We start from the raw sequence: 460 nt of genomic DNA, 5'->3' as shown, positions 1-460 counted from the left end.
AATGTCTTGGCGGATTGCGTCCGGGTTGTCGCTCATCGGTTTACCTCACCTGGTTTTAGGGTTGGGGGGATTTCGAAGAGTGTTTCGCCGGTCTGGGGCAGGCCCTTGATCTCTTTGAGTTCCTTGCGGCCGATCGAGGCCAGGATTGCGGCGATGATGGCCCAGATCACGGCCACGATCACCGCGGCCCAGCCCAGCGGCATCAGAGCGCCGAGGGCGAACATCAGGGCCAGGGACAGGAACAAAAGGACGAAGTGCCCGGCGACGCCGGCGCCGGCGAGCATGCCGCCGCCCTTCCCGGCCCGGGTCGCGGACTGCTTGGCTTCGGCCTTGGCCAGTTCGAGTTCCTGGCGCATCAGGGTGGACAGGTCCCGGGTTACCTCTCCGAGCAGGTCACCCAGCGACGTGTTATCGGCCTTTTGATGCGCCTCACCCGGTGGCATCTCAGGAATCTGGCTAC

At 64.1% G+C, this 460-nt stretch carries 1 protein-coding gene; it reads right to left on the bottom strand.

The features are described from left to right. Window positions 1-32 precede the first annotated feature (32 nt). Window positions 33-443, bottom strand: coding sequence for a phage holin family protein (locus FDW83_RS18985; RefSeq protein WP_138139609.1), 411 nt, complete (start codon window positions 441-443; stop codon window positions 33-35). Window positions 444-460 lie beyond the last annotated feature (17 nt).

The sequence above is a fragment of the Pseudarthrobacter sp. NamE2 genome (genome assembly GCF_005796205.1).
GTDB lineage: Bacteria > Actinomycetota > Actinomycetes > Actinomycetales > Micrococcaceae > Arthrobacter.
This window is presented reverse-complemented; position numbering and strand designations above follow the sequence as displayed.

Excerpts from the sequence above, each read along its gene's own strand:
- FDW83_RS18985 (WP_138139609.1), bottom strand. The coding sequence starts at position 443 with ATGCCACCGGGTGAGGCGCATCAAAAGGCCGATAACACGTCGCTGGGT.